The 18,263-nt window shown below is 35.9% G+C and carries 20 protein-coding genes and 1 other annotated feature; of the genes, 4 read left to right on the plus strand and 16 right to left on the minus strand.

Annotated elements, in window-relative coordinates:
- Window positions 1–6: 6 nt before the first annotated feature.
- Entirely contained in the window at window positions 7–771 is a 765-nt protein-coding gene (locus tag ACXVYO_RS10055) for an LPXTG cell wall anchor domain-containing protein (RefSeq protein ID WP_458466880.1), read from the plus strand.
- A 216-nt stretch (window positions 772–987) separates the two neighbouring features.
- Here ACXVYO_RS10055 and proS read toward each other — a convergent pair whose 3' ends face one another.
- Window positions 988–2,418, minus strand: coding sequence for a proline--tRNA ligase (gene proS / locus ACXVYO_RS10060; RefSeq protein WP_458466881.1), 1,431 nt, complete (start codon window positions 2,416–2,418; stop codon window positions 988–990).
- Between the two features lie 46 nt (window positions 2,419–2,464).
- Window positions 2,465–2,671, minus strand: a binding site (T-box leader).
- Window positions 2,672–2,764: 93 nt separating this feature from the next.
- Window positions 2,765–3,058, minus strand: a complete 294-nt coding sequence (locus ACXVYO_RS10065) for a YesK-like family protein (RefSeq protein WP_073518143.1) — start codon at window positions 3,056–3,058, stop codon at window positions 2,765–2,767.
- A 154-nt stretch (window positions 3,059–3,212) separates the two neighbouring features.
- On the opposite strand from ACXVYO_RS10065, the gene ACXVYO_RS10070 reads away from it, so the two are divergent.
- Both ACXVYO_RS10070 and ACXVYO_RS10075 read left to right on the plus strand, forming a co-directional pair.
- Entirely contained in the window at window positions 3,213–4,526 is a 1,314-nt protein-coding gene (locus ACXVYO_RS10070; RefSeq protein ID WP_458466882.1) for an alkaline phosphatase family protein, read from the plus strand.
- 108 nt (window positions 4,527–4,634) lie between these two features.
- Window positions 4,635–5,918, plus strand: a complete 1,284-nt coding sequence (locus ACXVYO_RS10075; RefSeq protein WP_458466883.1) for an MFS transporter — start codon at window positions 4,635–4,637, stop codon at window positions 5,916–5,918.
- Window positions 5,919–5,961: 43 nt separating this feature from the next.
- Here the strand turns inward: ACXVYO_RS10075 and ACXVYO_RS10080 are convergent, their stop codons facing one another.
- From ACXVYO_RS10080 to ACXVYO_RS10115, 8 genes are all read right to left on the minus strand, one after another.
- A complete protein-coding gene (locus ACXVYO_RS10080; RefSeq protein ID WP_073518140.1) occupies window positions 5,962–6,354 on the minus strand; it encodes a hypothetical protein in 393 nt (130 codons plus the stop codon).
- 12 nt (window positions 6,355–6,366) lie between these two features.
- Window positions 6,367–6,618 carry a helix-turn-helix transcriptional regulator gene (locus ACXVYO_RS10085; RefSeq protein ID WP_458466884.1) on the minus strand — a complete coding sequence of 84 codons (252 nt, stop codon included), beginning with the start codon at window positions 6,616–6,618 and terminating at the stop codon, window positions 6,367–6,369.
- A 56-nt stretch (window positions 6,619–6,674) separates the two neighbouring features.
- On the minus strand, window positions 6,675–7,907 hold the full coding sequence (locus ACXVYO_RS10090) for an MFS transporter (RefSeq protein ID WP_458466885.1): 1,233 nt from the start codon (window positions 7,905–7,907) through the stop codon (window positions 6,675–6,677).
- Window positions 7,908–7,973: 66 nt separating this feature from the next.
- Window positions 7,974–8,555 carry a TetR/AcrR family transcriptional regulator gene (locus tag ACXVYO_RS10095; protein ID WP_458466886.1) on the minus strand — a complete coding sequence of 194 codons (582 nt, stop codon included), beginning with the start codon at window positions 8,553–8,555 and terminating at the stop codon, window positions 7,974–7,976.
- Window positions 8,556–8,635: 80 nt separating this feature from the next.
- Window positions 8,636–8,779 (minus strand): histidine kinase, encoded by a 144-nt coding sequence (locus ACXVYO_RS10100; protein WP_458466887.1) that lies wholly within the window; start codon window positions 8,777–8,779, stop codon window positions 8,636–8,638.
- Window positions 8,780–8,908: 129 nt separating this feature from the next.
- Window positions 8,909–9,160 (minus strand): hypothetical protein, encoded by a 252-nt coding sequence (locus tag ACXVYO_RS10105; RefSeq protein ID WP_166703545.1) that lies wholly within the window; start codon window positions 9,158–9,160, stop codon window positions 8,909–8,911.
- A gap of 13 nt (window positions 9,161–9,173) precedes the next feature.
- Window positions 9,174–9,488, minus strand: coding sequence for a thioredoxin family protein (locus tag ACXVYO_RS10110; protein WP_458466888.1), 315 nt, complete (start codon window positions 9,486–9,488; stop codon window positions 9,174–9,176).
- Between the two features lie 10 nt (window positions 9,489–9,498).
- Entirely contained in the window at window positions 9,499–9,870 is a 372-nt protein-coding gene (locus tag ACXVYO_RS10115; protein WP_458466889.1) for a DnaJ family domain-containing protein, read from the minus strand.
- A gap of 372 nt (window positions 9,871–10,242) precedes the next feature.
- On the opposite strand from ACXVYO_RS10115, the gene ACXVYO_RS10120 reads away from it, so the two are divergent.
- Window positions 10,243–12,267 (plus strand): glycosyl hydrolase family 18 protein, encoded by a 2,025-nt coding sequence (locus tag ACXVYO_RS10120; protein ID WP_458466890.1) that lies wholly within the window; start codon window positions 10,243–10,245, stop codon window positions 12,265–12,267.
- A gap of 454 nt (window positions 12,268–12,721) precedes the next feature.
- On the opposite strand, the gene ACXVYO_RS10125 is transcribed toward ACXVYO_RS10120, so the two are convergent.
- The 6 genes from ACXVYO_RS10125 to ACXVYO_RS10150 all read right to left on the minus strand — a co-directional run bounded on the left by ACXVYO_RS10125 (window position 12,722) and on the right by ACXVYO_RS10150 (window position 18,211).
- The gene (locus ACXVYO_RS10125) at window positions 12,722–14,260 is read right to left on the minus strand and encodes an ABC-F family ATP-binding cassette domain-containing protein (protein WP_458466891.1); all 1,539 of its coding nucleotides are present in this window, start codon (window positions 14,258–14,260) and stop codon (window positions 12,722–12,724) included.
- A gap of 305 nt (window positions 14,261–14,565) precedes the next feature.
- A complete protein-coding gene (locus ACXVYO_RS10130) occupies window positions 14,566–15,339 on the minus strand; it encodes a hypothetical protein (protein ID WP_458466892.1) in 774 nt (257 codons plus the stop codon).
- Window positions 15,340–15,404: 65 nt separating this feature from the next.
- The gene (locus tag ACXVYO_RS10135; protein WP_458466893.1) at window positions 15,405–16,154 is read right to left on the minus strand and encodes an ABC transporter ATP-binding protein; all 750 of its coding nucleotides are present in this window, start codon (window positions 16,152–16,154) and stop codon (window positions 15,405–15,407) included.
- Entirely contained in the window at window positions 16,151–17,149 is a 999-nt protein-coding gene (locus tag ACXVYO_RS10140) for an ABC transporter substrate-binding protein (RefSeq protein WP_458466894.1), read from the minus strand. The genes ACXVYO_RS10135 and ACXVYO_RS10140 overlap by 4 nt, the downstream gene beginning before the upstream one ends.
- Window positions 17,146–17,919 (minus strand): ABC transporter permease, encoded by a 774-nt coding sequence (locus tag ACXVYO_RS10145; protein ID WP_001057159.1) that lies wholly within the window; start codon window positions 17,917–17,919, stop codon window positions 17,146–17,148. The genes ACXVYO_RS10140 and ACXVYO_RS10145 overlap by 4 nt, the downstream gene beginning before the upstream one ends.
- Entirely contained in the window at window positions 17,891–18,211 is a 321-nt protein-coding gene (locus ACXVYO_RS10150; protein ID WP_000082898.1) for an MTH1187 family thiamine-binding protein, read from the minus strand. Before ACXVYO_RS10150 ends, ACXVYO_RS10145 begins: the two co-directional genes overlap by 29 nt.
- Window positions 18,212–18,263: the final 52 nt, after the last annotated feature.

Raw genomic sequence — 18,263 nt, forward strand, 5'->3', positions numbered from 1 at the left:
AAAACAATGACGAAAATCTTCATTTTAGCATCAACACTCTCTTTATCTTTTTTTAGCGGTTTAAATATCGGTAATGCAGCAACAGAAAACTTCTCTCCAGCAGCAAACGCAATTGTACAAAATAACGATCATTTAGCGGAAGGCAACTCAAAAGATAATAATAAACCTCCAGGAAACAATGGTTCTCAGGACGATAGTGGTTCTGATGGCAATGGCTCGGGCGGTAGCGGTTCGGGCGGTAACGGCTCTGATGGCAGTGGTTCTGGTGGTAACGGTTCCGGTGGCAACGGTTCCGGTGGCAGTAGTTCCGGTGATAACGGTTCGGGCGGCAATGGTTCGGGCGGCAGTGGTTCCGGTGGCAATGGCTCGGGCGGCAGTGGCTCAGGTGGCAGTGGTTCTGGTGGTAACGGCTCGGGTGGCAACGGTTCCGGTGGTAATGGTTCGGGCGGCAGTGGTTCGGGCGGCAGTGGCTCAGGTGACAGTGGCTCAGGTGGCAACGGTTCCGGCGGCAATGGCTCGGGTGGCAGTGGCTCTCAAGGTGGCAACCGTGTTAAAGGCGATAGCAGTTCTCAAGGTGGGAATGGCTCTCAGGGCGGTAGCCGTGTTAAAGGCGATAGCAGTTCTCAGGGTGGGAATGTAAAAGATAATGCGAAAAAACAAGGCGATAAGTTACCTAATACGGCAACACAATATCCTGCATCTATTTTAATAGGACTTTCAACATTCCTAATCGGTATGTTACTATTTATTCGCCGTAAAAATGTAAAATAAAACACATCCTTCCATCTAAAACATACATGAAATAAAGTGAAACTTTAATCAGTGGGGGTTTTCTTCATCCCCCACCTAAATTCTTTGCTTTCACTGCATTTTGAGGTGGGGTCTTACCGCTCATTAAAGTGGGATAAATTGTAAAACTAAAAAGGACTTTGGATTGCATTTTATTATGCAGCCCAAAGTCCTTTTTATTACTTATCAGAAAGAGTCTTAATACGCTTTTCCCCAATACACCATTTGCTTAGCTTCTTTACCACAACAAATACATTCGTCAGCTAAATGCTCTTGCTCAAAAGGCATACAGCGTGAAGATACTCCGACTTCTTCTTTTAGTTTCTCTTCACAAGCTAACTCTCCGCACCACATTGCCTTAATAAATCCTTGCTTTTCATCCGCTACTTTTTTCATCTCTTCGAAATTCGTCACACTATACGTATTCTCATCGCGGAATACTTTTGCCTCATTAAATAAAGAATTATGAATTTCCTCAAGTAGCGCTGGAATACGTTCTTCTAATTGATCCATTGCTATAAATTCTTTATCTTTCGTATCTCTTCTTACAAGTACGACTTGATTCTTTTCAATATCTTTAGGACCAACTTCTAGTCGAATTGGAATGCCTTTCATTTCATACTCATTAAATTTCCAGCCTGGTGTTTTATTACTAGCATCTATTTTCACGCGTGCAACCTTTTGAATATGTTCTTGTAATTCTGTTGCTTTCGCTAAAACTCCTTCTTTATGCTGAGCAATTGGTACAATAACAACTTGCACTGGTGCGACTTTAGGAGGCATTACAAGCCCATTATTATCACTATGAACCATAATAAGTCCACCTATCATTCTTGTTGATACCCCCCAAGATGTTTGGTGTACATATTGCCACTTACCGTTACGATCTAAAAACTTAATATCAAATGCTTCAGAGAAATTCGTTCCAAAGTTATGAGATGTTCCTGTTTGAAGTGCTTTCCCATCATGCATTAAGCTTTCAATCGTATAAGTCGCCTTTGCGCCCGCAAATTTTTCTTTCTCTGTTTTTTGTCCTTTAATTACTGGTATCGCTAAGTAGTCTTCACAGAAAGAAGCATATAGATTTAAAATATTTAAGGTTTCAGCTTGAGATTCTTCTGCTGTTTCATGAATTGTATGACCCTCTTGCCATAAGAATTCCGTTGTACGAAGGAATGGTCTCGTTGTTTTCTCCCAACGAACTACTGAACACCACTGATTATATAGCTTTGGCAAATCATTATAGGATTGCACAATTTTTGAAAAATGCTCACAGAATAAAGTTTCAGATGTAGGGCGTACACAAAGTCTCTCCGCTAACTTTTCATCCCCGCCATGTGTCACCCATGCTACTTCAGGAGCAAATCCTTCTACATGATCTTTCTCTTTTTGCAATAAACTCTCTGGGATAAACATTGGCATATACACATTTTCATGACCAGTTGCTTTTAGCTTCTCATCCATCACTTTCTGCATATTTTCCCATAAGGCATAACCGTACGGACGTAGAATCATACATCCTTTTACACTTGAATAATCAACAAGTTCTGCTTTTTTCACAATATCTGTATACCACTGTGCAAAGTCCTCTTCCATCTTCGTAATCGCTTGTACCTGTTCTTTTGCCATAGTCAGTCTTCCTCCTTTTGAAAATACAAAAAAGCCCGTGTCCCTAAATAGGGACCGAGCTTTGCCGGCGTTACCACCCTGATTCATGCACAAAAATTGCGCATGCTCTCTTTTTGATAACGGGAAATTCCCGCTGCATATGCAGAACGCAAAGGTAGGTTCCATATCGCCTTTTTAAGAATCTTTCAGCCTGCCGGATTCTCTCTCTGCTAAAAAGGTTGAACATGTACTAGTCCTTTTTCATCGTTATAACGAAATAAATTTGTTGATTATCATAATACAAATTCTTTTTTAAAACAATAGCTAATTTTCTCATTTTTATATATTCTTTTCGTTTTTTGCAGTTTTATACGTAGCTTTTTCTCGTGATTTTTAAAAGTTGATGTGCAATCATACCGATAAGTGTACCAAGTAGAACGAAAAAACCAATAAATCCATATCCCATTCCTTCCCATCCACCAATCACCATCATTGTAACCGGAAAGGATGCTAAGCAAAGAAGTATTAAACTAAGTGCAAATATAATATCGAACTGTTTGTTTGGAAACCGTTTCTTTAGTAAATACGAAATAGCAAATACAAGGATAATCGTAATTCCGCCAATGATATAAAAGATACTAAATTCATCTAGCCAATCCATAGTGTTTCCTCCTTCCATTCATTCCCTTATACTTAATTATATGTTTAACTTTTCTGAAAATAAATAATAAATTTTCACCTAAAAATATATTTTTATTACTAGGTATTAATAGTAATATATAAGAATAGGTTTTATATAATCAGGAGGGAACTTTATGGATAAAGCATTAACAAACCACGTCATTATTTTATCTTTCGATTGCTTATCAGCTTTAGATTTTCCTATATTACAAAAACTCCCTAATTTCCAAACATTAATAAATAAGGGCGCAATTGCGACAAAAGTGGAACCTATTTATCCTTCTGTAACATACCCAAGTCACTCAACAATCGTTACTGGGAACTACCCTAATAAACATGGCGTAGTTAGCAATACATTACTTCAACCTGGACGCGAGTCACCAGATTGGCATTGGTACCGAAAATCCATTAAAGGAACAACGTTATACGATGAAGCGCGCAAAGCAAATTTAACGACAGCAGCCCTTCTATGGCCTGTTACCGGCAGAGCAAATATTGATTACAATTTACCAGAAATCTTTCCAAATAGACCGTGGCAAAATCAGGTTTTAGTTTCATTATTTAGTGGTAGCCCGCTATATCAATTAGATTTAAATCAGCGTTTTGGTCATATAAGAAATGGCTTATCACAGCCTGAACTCGATGATTTCGTACTTGCTTCTGCTGTGCATACAATTCAGACGAAAAAGCCTAATGTCATGTTTGTACATTTCACCGATTTAGACACTCAAAGACACTATAACGGCTTTGAATCAAAAGAAACAATAGCTGCAATTCATAGACATGATGAACGGCTAGGGAAAATTATTCAAGCTTTAAAAGACAGTAATCTATACGAAGAAAGTGCAATTATAGCTCTTGGTGATCATAGCGCCTTGAGTGAAAACAAAGCCATTCAATTAAATGTACTATTTCATCAAACTGGGCTTCTATCTATAAATTCTAAAGGGAAATTAGTAGACTGGGAGGTCTATTGCCAAAGTTGCGACGGCTCTGCCTATGTATATGTGAAGGACAAAAATGATACAGATACCATTCGAAAAGTGCAACTACTACTTGAAGAACTACTTCAAAATAAACAAAACGGAATTGAATTTATACTTCATGATGAAGCTGCAAAAGACTGCGGTGCAGATGGTAATTGTTTATTTATGTTAGAAGCGCGAGAAGGTTATTATTTCACTGAAAACTATACAGGAAATTTTATAAAAGAAATTACTGAAAAAGATGTTACGCCTAGTAAAAAATATACATTTGGTACGCATGGATACTCTCCAACAAAACCTAACTATGAAACAATTTTTATCGCTGCTGGGAAAGGGATAAAAAGCGGTGTTACCATCCCCTATATGAGACTTATTGATGAAGGTCCAACTATCGCTAGACTACTCGGTTTACACTTAGGTGAAACAGACGGATCAATTGTAGAGGATTTACTTCAATTGTAAAGATCTGTGTATATATGTAAAAGTTATGTAAAAATCATCACTGTTTCTCTTTTTATAATTTTTATTTTTGTACACTGTTAGTAGAACAAATTTAAGGGGGAACATTATATGAAAAAAATGTCCAGACAAGAAAAAAGCTGGATATTATACGATTGGGCGAACTCGGTATATTCGCTAGTCATTACAACTGCATTATTCCCAATTTACTTTAAAGCAGCTGCAAAAGAAGCTGGACTATCTGGTGCAACTTCAACAGCATATTGGGGATATGCAAATTCGTTCGCTACACTTTTAATTTCTATACTTGCTCCTATTCTCGGCACAGTTGCTGATTATAAAGGATTTAAAAAACGATTTTTCACATTCTTCTTTGGACTCGGCATCGTATTTACAAGTATGCTAGCAGTCGTCCCAACATCTCAGTGGTACTTATTACTAGGCTGCTATATGCTCGCATTGGTCGGTTTTGCAGGAGCAAACATTTTTTATGATGCATTTTTAGTAGATGTTACCTCTAAAGATAGAATGGACCGAATTTCTACAAGAGGCTTTGCATTAGGCTATATTGGGAGCACAATTCCTTTTATCGGTTGTATCGCTCTTATTATTCTTGCTCAAAAAGGCACTATCCCTTTATCAGTCGGCATTGCTAGTCAAATTTCATTCGCGATAACAGCTCTTTGGTGGGGATTGTTTACAATTCCAATGCTAAAAAACGTAGAGCAAACGCATTATATTGAACGTCACCCTAGACCAATTGTAATGAGCTTCAAACGCCTTGCTGATACTTTTAAAAATATTAAAGAATATAAAACGGTCTTTATGTTCCTAATTGCTTACTTTTTCTACATTGACGGGGTCGATACAATTATTACTATGTCCACCGCTTACGGCACAGATCTTGGTATTAGTGCAACGAATCTATTAATCATCTTATTCGTCACACAAATTGTAGCTTGTCCATTCGCTTTATTATATGGAAAATTATCAGAAACATTTACAGGTAAAAAGATGCTATATGTCGGTATTATTATTTATATCATTATCTGCACATATGCTTATTTCTTAAAAACGACACTTGATTTCTGGATTTTAGCAATGTTAGTCGCCACTTCTCAAGGTGGTATTCAAGCACTTAGTCGTTCCTATTTTGCTAAACTAGTACCTAAAGAATCGGCAAATGAATTCTTCGGATTTTATAATATATTTGGCAAGTTCGCAGCGATTATGGGTCCAGTATTAGTCGGTGTTACAACGCAATTAACGGGGAAAACAAACGCTGGTGTCCTTAGTATTATTGTACTGTTCCTTATCGGGGGATTCTTACTAACTAGAGTTCCGGAAAATAATACATCCGTTACACCACCTAGTCCAAAAACGAAAACGCTATAAGAAAAAGATCCTCTTCTCATAAGAAGAGGATCTTTTTCTTATTTTATCGATAACGTCTTACAATTAAAAATTCTACAGCCGGCTTTACAACTATCGCAGCGCATAATGCAAACAAAAGCGGTATGTTATGAAAATCAATCCATTTATTAAAACCTACCGATGCGAAAAACAAACCAAAAATTAATACAACAAGTACATAATACGTAACATTTGCACTTGTTTTTAATACATGTTTTTCTACATCTTCTTTCTCCTCCGTTGTCCCTTCCACATTATGTGATGCCAAACTTTTAAACATATAATGTAATGCGATGCTACAAATAAATAGTGCGTACCAGTTTACTTGAAGTTCAATTAACCAATAATAAAGTGCAAACACTAACGTACTTATAGCCACTAATGTCGTAACTACAAGGCTTATTTTCTCATTCCCCAACAACTACTCCCCCTACAGCTTGTACAAAAATAGTTTATCAACAGTGGTTCCTAATACTTCCGCTAAACGGAATGCTAACGCTAAGCTTGGATCATATTTATTATTCTCAATTGCATTTATCGTCTGTCTAGAAACTTTACACTTATCAGCCAATGCACCTTGTGAAATATTGTTTTCAGTGCGTAATTCATAGATTTGATTTTTCACACCATTTCTCCTAACCTGTAAAATCGTTTTTACATCATCAGTATATAGTCGGGGCATTTTATTGTCAAAAGATTGCCACAAGAAAAGGGAGCAATTCTGCTCCCTTACAATGGTTATTTCGTGGCTAACGAATTTGTTCGTTCCTCTTTATTAGCAACATCTTCTTTATGTATTTGCATGCGTAGAACTGGCCCTATCGCAAATAAAATAAGTGCCATCGCTATACAAAATACAGTCACTAGTGAGGTCATCTCCTTCAATCCTCCAGCTAGTGAAGTTCCAATTAACATTGCTCCCATAAACAGTGGTAAAATTGTTCCATTTACTCTTCCAATCATATTTTCTGGTACAAGTTGAATCATAAGCGTACCGACAACGATATTAACACAAGCTAAACAAATACCTGTTCCAAACCTCATGAAACTAGTAATCCAAAATGATGTAGATAGCCCTTCTACTAAAAATGACATCGCTAATATGCTCATACCGAATACAAACATCTTTTTCGGATTCACTTTTGAAGCAAAAACTGCAGCAACAATACCACCAATTAACATACCTATTCCATCAGCTGCGGCTAAATATTGAACGGCTTCTTTTTCCATTCTAAGCCGTTCTATTACAAGAAACACTTCTAATGGATTCGTTAGTCCAACAGCTAAGCCCATAATGGTGAAAGTAATCGTAATCATACGTAAATTTTTCGTATGAAGAACATATTTCCAACCCTCTTTTATATCATTTTTCAATGAATCTCTCGCCACTTGCTCTTGTTCCACCCATTTTGGTAAAAACGAAAGAGCAATAGCAGATAACAAAAATAAAATGATTAAGCTATATAGTGACGTAAATAAACCAAGTTGTGTGTACACAAGCGATCCTACTACTGGTCCAAAAATCAGAAATAATGACTGTAATGTTTGGTTAAATGCAATCGCATTTGCTACCTGTTCTTCTTTTACATAGCGCTTAAATATACGCGAAGATGATGGCTGAGAAAACTGACCTACAATCGCGGAAATGAGTGTTGCAAAAAATATAGCCTGCCAATAATCTAACTTTAACAACAAGACAATTCCTATAATAGACAGTACGCTTAGTACATCTCCAGCAACCATCGTTCTTTTCGGATTCCAGCGATCAGCTAGCGCACCACCGATAAACGAGAAAATAAAAATAGGTGCATATTCCATAACCGATAACAACGAAACTGAAACTGGATCATTATCCGTTCGCTCCATTATGAAATATAAAAGAGCCATATTTCTGATCCAAATTGCAAATTGTTGTAAAATATCAGATGCCATAACGAGCATAAATGCTCGGTTTTTAAATAAAGCGTTCATTTTCATTCCCCTTTCACAAACCGACCGTTCGGTCTAATTTATTTTGTAAGAAAAGCAACTGACTTATTATTCAGCTGCCATTCCTTTTAACAATACATCTATTGCCTTTTTATAAATACGTTGCAGCTCTTTATGATCTAACTCGTAGTAAAGTACTCCAAGCCCTGATAATAATCCATTCAGAATATACATAAGGTCGCGCGTATTATCTTCGCGAAACTCTCCAGACTGTATGCCTGCTTCAATTAGTTTCTCAAACATAACATATGATTCTCTAGTTAAAGCCAATAGTTCATCCAAAATCTCTTTACTTACAACTTGGCTCATAGAGAATTCCTCTATTGCATTTGAAATTGGTTGCTGTATGTCCTCGACATGATATTCCGCGAGACCATATAGCTTTTCAGTATTCGTACTATACAACCTCTCTTTTTCATTCCATTTTTCAAGCCAATCATACGTATGCTGTTTTACTACAAATAAAAATAATTCTTCTTTACTTTTAAAGTGATAATAAATGCTTCCTTTACTTCGCTCTGTAATTTCACAAATCTCTTCCATAGATGTAGCTGCATAACCCTTCTGTGAAAACAGACTTTCTGCTTTATAGGCAATTTCTTTCTTTATCTCTTCTGCGCTTCTTCTCATATTCACACCTCTTTAAACCGACCGTTCAGTCTAATAATAACAAATAAAAAACCTCTATCGCAAGAGGCTATATCTCTTATTTAAGAAAACGTACTTTCACACCACGTTCGGATTATATGTATGATTCCAATTTTAAATCCTAATTTAACAAGAACTACGCCTCCCGCAGCTAATAAAAATAACACTACTTTCCCCTTGTTTTTCACTTTCAGTTCCCTTTTCATTTCTATTCCCCTTAATACCTTAAAAATATTTAATCAAACGTTTGTTTAACTGTTTTTATGCATATGTAAGCCAACTAATCAAACGTTTGTTTAAAGAGAAATACGCCCCCATATAGGGCGTATTTCTCATCAATCACCGCCACCTCCGCCACCATCGCAGCTGCCTCCGCTATCTCCACCGAAAGATCCTCCACAATCATGTGAACCTCCATGCGAGCTATCATTATCAGATCCAGCAAAGAAAAATAATGGCGATGAGTTGTTAGATGAATTATGAATGTTATTTTGTTTTGTAAGATTTACCTTCTTTTTGTTCGATCGAACTGCTGTTACAATTATTCCAACTACAACAAATAATAGTATGAAAATAATAAATTCCATATAAAAACCTCCCTTAATCTTCGAATAATTGAATGGTTCTCTCTAAATTTTCAAGTGAAATGAAGCGCGATTCACGAAGAATCTCTTTTCCATTATAAAATAATAAAACTGTTGGCCCTGTAAATACTGCATATCGCCCCGCGATTTCTTGCATGTCTTGTAGTAATATTTCTACTTTCTCTACGTAATCATAATTCTCTAGTACGCTATTTACTTTTCTTAGCATAACATCACAAACACCACAATTTTCTGTTTTAATAAAAAGCAGCACTAATTGTTGTTCTTCAATATATGTTGCTAATTCTTCTATCGTTTCAAATCTATTCATCTTATCCCTCTTAGCGTAATTTATGAAATACTTTACCCTGATACATACGAAAAGCTGAACTATCTTTAATCTTTCTCTTTTCCATTACCTGCTGAAAACGAAGCATTTTTGCTGTTAACTCTTCTTGTAATTCTTTTCTCTCTGCTTCATCATAACAGCACGCAATTAAGTCTTCTATTTTTAATATATCTTTTTGTAGTTCCATTTCTGGTGGAATCATGCCCGCATTTTTTAAAATTTTATAACTCATTCTAAGTTCAGGAGGTACCATTGAAAGGTCTTCTAATTGTAGTGGTTTTCCTTTTCCCGGAATATGATCAAGGTCTCCATTCCGTATTGCTTGTCGAATTTTTTCTTCAGCAATGTTCAAAAAGACATCCACACCATTCGCTCCTTTACATATTTTTACTATTATTTTACATGATTTTTTCTCATCTCGCTACGTTATTACAAATTGACTTCACACAATTTTTTCTCAAATTTAATTACAAGAAGCCTTTCCCCCCCTAATCAATATTTTATTTTCATGTGTAATCTGTATTAGAGCCACTTCATATTGAGAAAGTCTTTTTGAATCCAATAAAGCGTTTACACCAAATCTTACATTTGCTACGATTTAATCACCCCCAGCTCCCTTGTATAGACTTCGTGATGTCTGATCATTTTTATCTAGACGTTTCATACGTCTAGATTCATTTTGGTTTATTGGCGCATGCCTTTAAATATATCTTTTATTTTGAAAGGAGAAATGACTATGAGATCAAAAAAATTCACGCTGCTATTACTATCCCTACTACTCTTCTTACCTCTTTTTCTCACAAACTTTATTACTCCAAATTTCGCATTAGCAGATTCACCAAAGCAAGGTCAAAAAATTGTTGGGTATTTTCCTTCATGGGGCATTTACGGACGTAATTATCAAGTTGCAGACATTGATGCATCAAAGCTAACTCATTTAAACTATGCTTTCGCTGATATTTGCTGGAATGGAAAACATGGAAACCCTTCTACTCACCCCGATAATCCAAATAAACAAACTTGGAACTGTAAAGAATCTGGTGTACCACTGCAAAATAAAGAGGTCCCTAATGGCACTCTCGTACTCGGTGAACCATGGGCTGATGTCACAAAATCTTATCCCGGATCGGGTACAACTTGGGAAGATTGTGATAAATATGCTCGCTGCGGAAATTTTGGAGAACTGAAACGATTAAAAGCTAAGTATCCTCACTTAAAAACAATTATTTCAGTTGGTGGCTGGACTTGGTCTAACCGCTTTTCTGATATGGCTGCTGATGAAAAAACAAGAAAAGTATTCGCTGAATCTACAGTAGCTTTTCTTCGTGAATACGGATTTGACGGCGTTGATTTAGATTGGGAATACCCAGGCGTTGAAACGATTCCTGGCGGTAGCTATGGTCCTGAAGATAAGCAAAACTTCACCTTACTCCTTCAAGATGTTCGAAATGCATTAACGCAAGCTGGTGCAGAAGATGGGAAACAATATTTACTAACAATCGCGTCAGGTGCAAGCCAACGTTATGCGGATCATACAGAGCTAAAGAAGATCTCTCAAATACTGGATTGGATTAATATTATGACATATGATTTCCACGGTGGATGGGAAGCTACTTCTAACCATAATGCAGCACTATACAAAGATCCAAATGACCCAGCAGCGGATACGAAATTTTACGTAGATGGTGCGATAGACATTTATACAAATGAAGGGGTTCCAGCAGATAAACTCGTATTAGGTGTACCTTTTTACGGACGTGGATGGAAAAGTTGCGGAAAAGAAAATAATGGGCAATACCAACCTTGTGAACCAGGTAGTGACGGAAAGCTAGCTTCTAAAGGTACTTGGGATGATTATTCTACCGGTGACACAGGTGTGTACGATTACGGTGATTTAGCAGCTAACTATGTGAATAAAAATGGTTTTGTTCGCGGATGGAACGATGTAGCGAAAGTACCTTATTTATATAATGCGACTACAGGAACGTTTATTAGCTATGATGACAACGAATCTATGAAATATAAAACAGACTATATAAAGACAAAGGGTTTAAGTGGCGCAATGTTTTGGGAACTAAGCGGAGATTGCCGTACAAGTCCAAAATATAGTTGCAGTGGACCAAAATTACTTGATACGTTAGTAAAAGAATTACTTGGTGGACCTATTGCTCAAAAAGATACTGAGCCCCCAACAAACGTAAAAAATATTGCTGTTACAAATAAAAATTCAAACTCAGTTCAATTAAACTGGACTGCATCTACTGATAATGTAGGAGTTACGGAATATGAAATTAATGCCGGAGAAGAAAAATGGAGTACAACAATAAATAGTATTACAATTAAAAACTTAAAACCAAATACAGAATATACATTTTCAATATTAGCAAAGGATACTGCTGGGAATAAATCACAGCCTACTTCTATTCTTGTAAAAACAGATGACGTTAACACAACACCTCCTGATGGAAATGGGAATGCTACCTTTTCAGTCACTTCAAATTGGGGAAGTGGTTACAACTTCTCGATTGTAATTAAAAATAGTGGAACGACCCCTATTAAAAACTGGAAATTAGAATTTGATTATAACGGCAATTTAACACAAGTTTGGGATTCTAAAATTAGTAGTAAAATAAATAATCATTACGTAATTACGAATGCAGGATGGAATGGTGAAATTCCTCCTGGTGGATCGATTACAATCGGAGGAGCAGGAACAGGCAATCCTGCTGAACTTTTAAATGCATCTATTAGCGAAAACTAAACGTAACCTCCATTAATTATTTCACTAAAGTTTGAATTTAGGTTTGAGTGCTCTGACCTAAATTCAAACTTTTAATTTTATGAAAAATCGTAAATATATATTACGATAACCTATTATAATTATATTTAGTTTCTAATATGAAGTTCGTGTGAAGTTCATCTGAATTTTACATGAATTTCCTTTAAGTTCTATTGTCTTCCTATACTAATCACATTATCCTTTACATATAGGAATTATTTTTCATTCCACTTTAAACTATCTATATATATAAAGAAAAGATAGTCGCCTATTAGGGAAAGGCATCTAAATATAAACATAACATAAGAAAAAGCACGCTTATAAGCGCACCATAAGAGTGCTTCTTCATACAATTCTCATGTAAGAGTTCTCGAAAATCATGTTAATCACAAAGAAAAGGCATTAGCTTATATAAGCTAATGCCTTTTCTTTGTGATTATTGTTCAGCGTTCCATTCTTCTATATTCCATACTTTTGTGATCCACCCTTCATAGAAAGAAGGCTCATGTGAGACAAGTAAAACTGTTCCTGTATATTGTTGTAACGCTTCCTGCAAAGACTTCTTTGTTTCTACATCCAAATGATTAGTCGGTTCATCTAAAATTAAAACATTGCTTTTCGTTACGATAAGTTCACATAAACGCACTTTCGTTTGTTCTCCGCCGCTTAATAAACGAATAGGTTTTAACACGTGCTCTTCTTTCAAACCACACTTTGCTAATGCTTGGCGTATTTCTTTCCTTGTCATATCTGGTCGTTCTGCCCAAACTTTCTCTAATGGTGTTGTTTCTGAAGCAAACTCTTCCTGTGCAAAATAGGCAGGATTTACTCGCTCGCCAACAGAAATTGAACCACTTAGCGGTTTTATTTGACCTAATAACGTTTTTAACATCGTCGTTTTTCCAATTCCATTATGACCAACAATCGCTATCTTTTCTCCCTTTTTCACTTGTAAATTCAACTCTGGGCATAGCGGATCACTATAACCTATCCTTAGTTTCTCAGCTTGCAATATACGACTCACTGGCTCCTCGTAAACATTGAAATCAAAACGGGATCGAGTTACATGATTAACCTTTTCAATCCTTTGCATTTTCTCTAATACTTTCTCTCGACTTTTAGCCTGTTTCGCTTTTCGAATTTTATTTTTTTGAATAAATGTTTCTAACTGAGCAATTTCTTTTTGTTGTTTCGCATGCGCCGATTGTAATTGTTTCCTTTGCAATTGATAGCTTTGCACAAATTTTTCATAATTTCCTACGTACCGCTTCACTTTCCGTTCTTCTAGATGATAAATAACATTTGTAATACTGTTCAAAAATACTTCGTCATGTGAAATGATCACATAAGCTTTTTCATACTGTCTCAAATACGATTGCAACCATTCTATATGGGCTGTATCTAAATAGTTTGTTGGCTCATCTAGCAATAAAACATCAGCTTTTTCTAAAAGGAGCTTCCCAAGTAATAACTTTGTTCGCTGTCCTCCACTTAACTGTGAAACATCCTTTTTCAAGCCTATTTCAAGTAAGCCTAAGCCCATTGCTACTTCTTCAATTTCTGTATGAATTTGATAGAAATTAGAACTTTCCAATATAGTTTGTAATTCTCCATACTTTACTAACAGTTTTTCTATTTTTCCTGCTCCATTCATTTCTTCAGCAATTTTTAACATTTCACACTCAATTGCATACAAATTAGAAAATGCACTTTGTAAGTATCCCTCAATTGTTATTCCTTCTTGTAAATCCATATGCTGCTGTAAAAAACCTATCTTCACATGTGGAAACCATTCAATGTTTCCGTCATCATGTATAAGTTCTCCTGTTAAAATCCTTAACAATGTTGATTTTCCAATTCCATTTTTCCCAACTAACCCAACATGCTCGCCCTTTAATAGCCGAAAACACGCATTATCTAAAATGGTTTTCTCACCATACGAATGACTTAAATTTTCTACTGTTAATATACTCATTTTTTTCTCTCCTCTACTTATTGTTCGTAAGCTAAATAGAGAGAGCAACAGTATAAAGCCTTATTTAATTGTATATATAAAAAATGGGTAAGGTGAATACACCTTACCCATTACATATTATCGTAAAAAAGGATTAAGGTTCTTTACCTGCTGTCTTCAATTTAGCTTAATCGTTAAAAATGGGCAGACTTCTCCCACATCAAGCTAAAACCATTTGAAGAACAGTTGATAAAGTCATTTTATCCTTTCACTCCTTTAACATTTGTTATATTAAGAGTATAAACTACTCTGTTATATTCTATTCTCTATTTTTTCTTTTGTTCCTTCTCCGCTTTTTCATTTTCTGCGTAAATTTCTTTATACATCTTTTCTAATGCATATGGATTTGTAAAGATGAGCGTTAACGATTTCCACATATAAATTCTTCGTTGTAGCTCTATCCCATACTCTTTACTAACCATATTTTTCACTTCTGGAATATGTTCTTCGTTTTGAAATTGTTGTACAGGTTTCAATTCCTTCGTCTTAAAATCCGTTAAAAGGCCTATTACAGTTCGTCCATGTTCCTGCGACCTTTCTTCTAAATCAAACTGAATGGAATGAACAAAACCTAAAACGTGAAAGATTTGAGCATGCAACCCGACAGCAGCACGCTGTTCCATTAAGTTGTAGCACTCCCGTTTTAACTCTTCTACCATTTCTAAAGAATTTCTATTAACTTTTCTTTTGCCAACAAACATAATCTTTACAATATGAGCGACTGCTCCCATACTTTTCAATACACTCTCTAAAACTTCTACCGCATCTTCCACATAACCATTTGAAATTATAGAATGAATAAATTCATCTAATAACACTTGAAATTTTTTAACTAAATGTAAATCGCGTAATTCTGGAACATCTTCTCTTAATTGATTCCGGCCTTGCACCCACTTTAAAACTTCTGTCATTTCTTCTTCTTTTAATTCATGATGTTCCATACCATACTTCATCAATAAAATATGATTTTTTAATAAGAACTTTCCTTCTTCAAGATTATCAGCTGTTAAAGAATCAACTATTTGCTCTATAGATTTCATCTTTCTCCCCCTATATAAAAAGCCTCTTAACAGCGATTATACCAAAAACTGTTAAAAGGCTTTTTCTATTTTTTCATATACGGGGCTAATACTCTCAGAATTTCTTCCTTATCCTTCTTTAACTCAAGTGACGTTAACATATCCATCGTTCTCGGCCTAGGTAATTTCACTTGTACCTCACCAACTATTGAAGCTGGTCTTTGAGATAAAATAAATATGCGATCCGAAAGCAAGATTGCCTCATCTAAGTCATGTGTGACCATAACGATTGTTTGCTTCTCTTGGTGCCAAGAGTTTAAAAGCCAGCTATGTACTTCCATTTTTGTAAAGGCATCTAATTTTCCAAAAGGTTCATCAAGTAGCATAATTGGCTTTTCACATAAATATGTGCGTAGAAAACTAATTCTTTGACGCATACCACCAGACAATTCATCTGGATAATGGTCTGCATATTCATCTAGTTCAAACTGCTTTAATGCTTCTATTCCCTCCGTTAGCCTTTGTTTTTTCGGTTTCCCTTCGATTTCCAATGGAAGAACTATATTTTGCAAAGCTGATCGCCACGGCAGTAATAAATCTTGTTGCGGCATATAACTTACAACATCTTGCTCTTGCATTTGCTTATCGTTATACGTTACATCCCCACTTGTTGGATTTTCAACATTTGCAATCATATTTAATAATGTGCTTTTCCCGCAACCACTCGGTCCTACAAAGGAAACGAACTCTCCCTCTCGTATAGAAGCACTAATATTTGCTAATACATTCTTTCCATCAAAAGCTTTTACAACCTCTTTTATTTGTAATCCACTCATTTTTCACTTGGAAGGAACTCATTTGTAAAGGCATCTTTCACATCAATTTTCTTCTTAATAACTTTGTTATCATATAAGAAATTCATGTAATTCGTCCAAACTTCTTCCTTCTGTACTCCCCATGCTTTTGCATCATCTTGATACTTCGTACTTAACCACTTTTGACTTTCTTGTACTAAGTCTTTATTTACATCTGGAACAGCTTTAATTAAAATATCAGCAGCTTCTTTCGGTTCTTTAATTGCAAAGTTATAACCTTCTGTCGTTGCACTCATAAACTTTTTCACAAAGTCTTTATCTTGTTTCGTATGTTTTTCACTCGTAATCATAACAGGACTATAGAAATCAAGCGCCGGGTCTAAGTCTTTCACCATAATCGTATTTAACTCTTTTCCTTGGCGCTTCGCTTCAATTCCATCCCATCCGTAATAAATCCATTCAAAGTCTGCATCACGACCGATTGATTTAAAGAAATCGGTTTGTCCTAAGATGATCTTTTCAACTTTATTAAAATCAGCTTGATGTTTCTCCATAATTGTCTTTAACGTTGCTTCTTCTGCTGGTCCTCCCCAACCTCCGTAACGTTTACCTTCAAAATCTTTCGGTGAAGTCATGTTATCTTTCTTAAGCGATGCAAAAGCTGAAGTGTTATGCTGAATAATCGCTCCGACAGATACAACAGGAATACCTTCTACACGAGCCAACGTTACATTTTCTTGTGCGCTTATTGCGAAGTCAGCTTTTCCTGAAGCTATCATTTGCTCCGCTGTCACATTATCACCAGGCTGAATAATTTCTACATCTAAGCCTTGCTTTTTATAATAATCTTTCGCTTGCGCTACATATAAGCCAGTATGATTCGTATTTGGAAACCAATCTAATACTACTTTTACTTTTTGATCTTTACTTGCACTTTCTTCTTTCTTCGCCGGATTACATCCAGCCACACCTACTGCTAATAAGGCAGCTAACATAACTTTTAAACCTTTTTTCATTTTCTGCCGTCCTTTCTATATATCCACGGTGCTGTTATTCTTGCCATAAACTCCACGATAAAATACAGACATAATGTCACCATAACAATAATTGCTGCCACACCAAATACTCGGGCTGTTAAAAAGGATTTTGTAGCTCTTGTAAGCATAACTCCTAATCCTTCACTGGCACCGAGCCATTCCCCAATAATCGCTCCCATTACGCTATATGTAACTGCAATTTTTAAACCTGAGAAAAAGTATGGAAGCACTGCTGGAAACTTTACTTTCTGGTAAACTTGCCATTTCGTTGCCTTCATCGTTTGCAACAACTTCAACATATTTTTATCTACCGTTTGAAAACCTTCTAAAATGCTAAGTGCAATCGGGAAGAAACAAACGAGTATTACTACCATTACTTTCGGTAGCATTCCATATCCAAACCAAATAATAAATAACGGTGCAAGTACAACGATTGGAATCGTTTGCGAAATAACAAGCAACGGATTTATTAAAATACGAAATAAAGGGATAACATCCATAATAATTGCAATACTTGTCCCAATTAAAATCGCAAAAAACAGTCCGATTAGAACCTCTTGTAACGTTTGCATCGTATTCGGTAATAGTAAATCTTTCATTCCAATTAATTCTTGAACAATGGCAGAAGGCTTGGGTAAGATCCACGGTTCAATTTTAAATAATGAAACAGATCCTTCCCATATCGCAATGAGAAGGATAAGCCAAATAGTTGTAATTATTTTAGATTGCTTCTGGTTTTGCATATTCATCACGGTACTTCCAAACCTTTTCATCTATCGTTACACCAGTGCTTGGACGATAATGGATTTTAATAGAAGTAATCACTTCCTCTGCTCCAGCATCCACACAAGCTTGTTGCGCACGTTTAATGACATCAAGAAGTACATCTAATTCTCCTTCCAGCGTTGTTTCCATTGCCCCTACTTCATAACGAACTCCCGATTGTTGTACAACCTCAATTGCTTTATCAACAACAGAATACACATCTTTGTTCTTCGCTTGTGGTACTACTGAAAATGAAATTGTAACTTGTTGTGACATAGTAAAATCCCCCTTATAAAATGAAATGTTCAAACAAGAAAAGGCTTTCCTA

The sequence above is a fragment of the Bacillus sp. BC08 genome (assembly GCF_054326875.1).

Excerpts from the sequence above, each read along its gene's own strand:
- ACXVYO_RS10110 (WP_458466888.1), bottom strand. The coding sequence starts at position 9,488 with ATGAATAGATTTGAAACGATAGAAGAATTAGCAACATATATTGAAGAA.
- ACXVYO_RS10145 (WP_001057159.1), bottom strand. The coding sequence starts at position 17,919 with ATGAATATGCAAAACCAGAAGCAATCTAAAATAATTACAACTATTTGG.
- ACXVYO_RS10095 (WP_458466886.1), bottom strand. The coding sequence starts at position 8,555 with ATGAGAAGAAGCGCAGAAGAGATAAAGAAAGAAATTGCCTATAAAGCA.
- ACXVYO_RS10150 (WP_000082898.1), bottom strand. The coding sequence starts at position 18,211 with ATGTCACAACAAGTTACAATTTCATTTTCAGTAGTACCACAAGCGAAG.
- ACXVYO_RS10125 (WP_458466891.1), bottom strand. The coding sequence starts at position 14,260 with ATGAGTATATTAACAGTAGAAAATTTAAGTCATTCGTATGGTGAGAAA.
- ACXVYO_RS10130 (WP_458466892.1), bottom strand. The coding sequence starts at position 15,339 with ATGAAATCTATAGAGCAAATAGTTGATTCTTTAACAGCTGATAATCTT.
- ACXVYO_RS10105 (WP_166703545.1), bottom strand. The coding sequence starts at position 9,160 with ATGGAATTTATTATTTTCATACTATTATTTGTTGTAGTTGGAATAATT.
- ACXVYO_RS10090 (WP_458466885.1), bottom strand. The coding sequence starts at position 7,907 with ATGAACGCTTTATTTAAAAACCGAGCATTTATGCTCGTTATGGCATCT.
- ACXVYO_RS10065 (WP_073518143.1), bottom strand. The coding sequence starts at position 3,058 with ATGGATTGGCTAGATGAATTTAGTATCTTTTATATCATTGGCGGAATT.
- ACXVYO_RS10140 (WP_458466894.1), bottom strand. The coding sequence starts at position 17,149 with ATGAAAAAAGGTTTAAAAGTTATGTTAGCTGCCTTATTAGCAGTAGGT.
- proS (WP_458466881.1), bottom strand. The coding sequence starts at position 2,418 with ATGGCAAAAGAACAGGTACAAGCGATTACGAAGATGGAAGAGGACTTT.
- ACXVYO_RS10100 (WP_458466887.1), bottom strand. The coding sequence starts at position 8,779 with ATGAAAAGGGAACTGAAAGTGAAAAACAAGGGGAAAGTAGTGTTATTT.
- ACXVYO_RS10120 (WP_458466890.1), top strand. The coding sequence starts at position 10,243 with ATGAGATCAAAAAAATTCACGCTGCTATTACTATCCCTACTACTCTTC.
- ACXVYO_RS10135 (WP_458466893.1), bottom strand. The coding sequence starts at position 16,154 with ATGAGTGGATTACAAATAAAAGAGGTTGTAAAAGCTTTTGATGGAAAG.
- ACXVYO_RS10070 (WP_458466882.1), top strand. The coding sequence starts at position 3,213 with ATGGATAAAGCATTAACAAACCACGTCATTATTTTATCTTTCGATTGC.
- ACXVYO_RS10075 (WP_458466883.1), top strand. The coding sequence starts at position 4,635 with ATGAAAAAAATGTCCAGACAAGAAAAAAGCTGGATATTATACGATTGG.
- ACXVYO_RS10085 (WP_458466884.1), bottom strand. The coding sequence starts at position 6,618 with ATGCCCCGACTATATACTGATGATGTAAAAACGATTTTACAGGTTAGG.
- ACXVYO_RS10055 (WP_458466880.1), top strand. The coding sequence starts at position 7 with ATGACGAAAATCTTCATTTTAGCATCAACACTCTCTTTATCTTTTTTT.